Origin of the sequence: Nocardioides sp. (genome assembly GCF_031397825.1) — a bacterium.
Lineage (GTDB): Bacteria > Actinomycetota > Actinomycetes > Propionibacteriales > Nocardioidaceae > Nocardioides.
In genome coordinates, this window is the sequence record NZ_JANNML010000036.1 from 1 (window position 1) to 2,781 (window position 2,781).

Annotated in this window: 5 protein-coding genes; all 5 read right to left on the minus strand. The window is 72.8% G+C overall.

Features of this window, described 5'->3' with window-relative positions; translation table 11 throughout:
- Window positions 1-596, minus strand: a 596-nt coding sequence (locus RMN98_RS02820) for a peptidoglycan binding domain-containing protein (protein WP_309647286.1), incomplete at its 3' end; no start/stop codon positions are given.
- Window positions 597-613: 17 nt separating this feature from the next.
- Window positions 614-967, minus strand: a complete 354-nt coding sequence (locus RMN98_RS02825) for a hypothetical protein (RefSeq protein WP_309647287.1) — start codon at window positions 965-967, stop codon at window positions 614-616.
- A gap of 7 nt (window positions 968-974) precedes the next feature.
- Window positions 975-1,898, minus strand: coding sequence for an N-acetyl-1-D-myo-inositol-2-amino-2-deoxy-alpha-D-glucopyranoside deacetylase (gene mshB, locus RMN98_RS02830; protein WP_309647288.1), 924 nt, complete (start codon window positions 1,896-1,898; stop codon window positions 975-977).
- Window positions 1,899-1,932: 34 nt separating this feature from the next.
- Window positions 1,933-2,610 carry a (deoxy)nucleoside triphosphate pyrophosphohydrolase gene (locus RMN98_RS02835; protein WP_309647289.1) on the minus strand — a complete coding sequence of 226 codons (678 nt, stop codon included), beginning with the start codon at window positions 2,608-2,610 and terminating at the stop codon, window positions 1,933-1,935.
- A 26-nt stretch (window positions 2,611-2,636) separates the two neighbouring features.
- Window positions 2,637-2,774 (minus strand): type II toxin-antitoxin system PemK/MazF family toxin, encoded by a 138-nt coding sequence (locus RMN98_RS02840; protein WP_309647290.1) that lies wholly within the window; start codon window positions 2,772-2,774, stop codon window positions 2,637-2,639.
- Window positions 2,775-2,781 lie beyond the last annotated feature (7 nt).

The window sequence follows — 2,781 nt, forward strand, 5'->3', positions numbered from 1 at the left end:
TCCTGGAGGTACGCCGCCTCGAGGGCCGCGCTCGCCTCGTCGGCGTCGATGGCCTCGCCGACGACGGGGTCGGTCACCTTGACCCGGTTGCCCCGGAAGTCGATGTCGCCGTTCCTGGGGAGGGTGCCGGCGGCCTTGATCAGCTCGTCGACGGTCCCGGTCATGGCGGCGTCGTCGACCGTGACGACGGCGTCGAGGTCGTCGCCGCCGGTGAAGTAGTCCCACAGCCGGCCGGGCTCCCAGGACTCCTCGCCACCCGCGGCCTCGACGGAGGCGGCGTAGTCGACCGCGAGACCTGCCTGTTCCGGGTCGACCTCCTCGGTGGTCCCGTCGACGGAGACAGCGATCGGCGCGGTCGAGCGCTCGGAGAGGCCAGCCTCCAGCGCCAGGACGGCCTCGGCCTGGGTGCGTCCGCCCACGTCCACCCCGGCGACGGTCGTGCCGCGCGGCACCTTGTCGCCCGCCGCGAGGTAGGCCGCGGCGTAGCCGCCACCGGCCAGGAGCGCCAGCCCCACCAGGACGAGCAGCACCACGCGGCCGCCATTGCGCTCACGGCGCGCGTCGGGCTCACGCGTCGTCTCGTCCCACAGGCTCATCGCCACATCCTACGAAGTCAGCCCTCTTCAACCGGGAGGCGCCCCTGCGCCGCACGCCGCCCGGGCGCCGGCAGCGTCGTCAACGAGAAGATCAGCACGGCGACCCCGAAGCCCAGCAGCACGTAACCCTGCCCGTCGGCGGCGATGACGTAGTCACCCTCGGGACGCGGGACCGACAGGTAGGCCGCCATGACCGCCCAGCCGGCACCGAACGGAGCGCGCAGCCACCAGCCGGGCGGCAGCGCCCAGAGCGCCGCGGACGTGGCCAGGACGCCGAGCAGGAGCCCCCACCACAGCGGATGCAGCGCCACGCTGGCGAGCCCGACGACGAGACCACCCAGGAACAGCCCGAGCGCCGCGAGGACCTTCACCGACCGCTCAGTGACCTGCGGGGACGCCGGCGAAGAGGTCGAGCTCGAGCCCGTCCTCGCCGAGCTCACCCGACTGACCCTTGGCGAGGCGGTAGTACTCGATGCCCCACGCCGTCGCGCCCACGTTGTTGGACAGCGCGAAGAACGGCCCGTCGGTGGTGATCTGCGTCCTGTGCGCGGCCAGCGCGGCCATCTTGTGGGAGTGGAACTCCTGCGCGTCGACCATGGCCGCGAGGTTCTCGTCCGAGGTGACGAAGGGCGGCAGCGGGCCGTCGGGGTCCATGCCCTCGAAGGTCGTGGTGTCCCCCGCCTCGCGCAGCGACCGGAGCCCGGCGCGCATGCGGCTCTCGGACATCGCGCCCCAGTAGATCTTGGCGATCTCCCACGGCTCCCCCAGGTCGCGCCGGTAGGACGGCACGGCGGCCAGCTGGGCGGCGTACATCGCCACCCGGTGGGCCTGGATGTGGTCGGGGTGTCCGTAGCCGCCGAACTCGTCGTAGGTCACGAGCACCTGCGGGCGGACCTCGCGGACCACCTCGACGAGGTGGGTGGCGGCCGCGGTGAGGTCGGCGTGCCAGAAGGCGTTGTCGTGCACGTCATCGGCGGCGACCGCGTGGCCGTCCTCGTGCCACTTCATGCCGGAGTCACGGTAGGTGCCGAAGCCGCCCAGGAAGCGGTGGTCGGTGACGCCGAGCTCGCGCATCGCGTCGGCCAGCTCGCCCTGGCGGTGCAGGCCGAGGCCGTCCTCCCGGTCGGCGGCGAGGTGCTCGAGCTCGGGCACGAGGATCTCGCCCATCTCGCCGGCGGTGCAGGTGACGAGCGTGACGCCGCGACCCTCGGCGACGTACTTGGCCATCGTGGCGCCCTGGCCGATGGACTCGTCGTCGGGGTGGGCGTGGACCAGCAGCAGCCGGTGCTCGGGGGTGCTCATGGCAGCCAGCCTAGTGAGGGCTGCCGACGGTCACTCAGGAGCCGTCACGATGCAGACGCCTGGGCTGCGTGGGCAGCTCGACCGGCTGGGCGCCGGTCGCAGGAGCAGCCGGCTCGTCGAGGTCGAGCCAGCCGTCGAAGTCGTCCACGAGCACCTCGAGCACCAGCTCGGGCGCGTCGGTGAGCACGGCCCACGGGTGGTCCTCGTCGTCGTCCTCACCCTGGAAGGGCTCGCGCATCACGCTGGTCTCGAAGCCGTCGCGGGCCAGCCGCTGCGCGACCGCGCGGGCGTCGTCCTCGTCGAAGAGGATCGCGCGCAGCAGCGGCGCCGGCTCCCCCAGGTGGTGGGCCAGCTCGGCGAGGAACGGGCGGTCCGGCTCGAGCCAGTCGACGTCGTGCAGCTCGTCGCGGCTCAGCCAGCGCAGCTCGTCGTGCTCGGTCGGCTCCGGCTCACCCCGCGTCAGCCGCGCGAGGGCGACGATCAGCACGTAGGAGTCCTCGATGACGCTCTGGCTCTTCAGCCAGTCGGTCACCTCGATGTCGCAGCCGAGCTCCTCCGCGATCTCCCGCTCGATCGCCGCGAGCGGGGTCTCCCCCACCTCCACCTTGCCGCCCGGCAGCTCCCACCGGCCCGCGGCCTCGGGTGGCGTCGTACGCCGTGCGGCGAGGACGCGCGCGTGCCTCACGATGGCTGCTCCCACGACCTGTTGCATGGCGCTCATCGTAGGAGTGACCTCGGCTAGAGCTGAAGGTGGAGGCGCAGTGCGTCGTCGAGCTGGGCCATGACGACCGCGGGGGCGCGCCCGAGGACCGCGCCGAGTCGCTCGACCGCGATGGAGCGGACCTGCTCGGCCTGGGCCTTGGAGTCCTCCCGCAGACCGGTC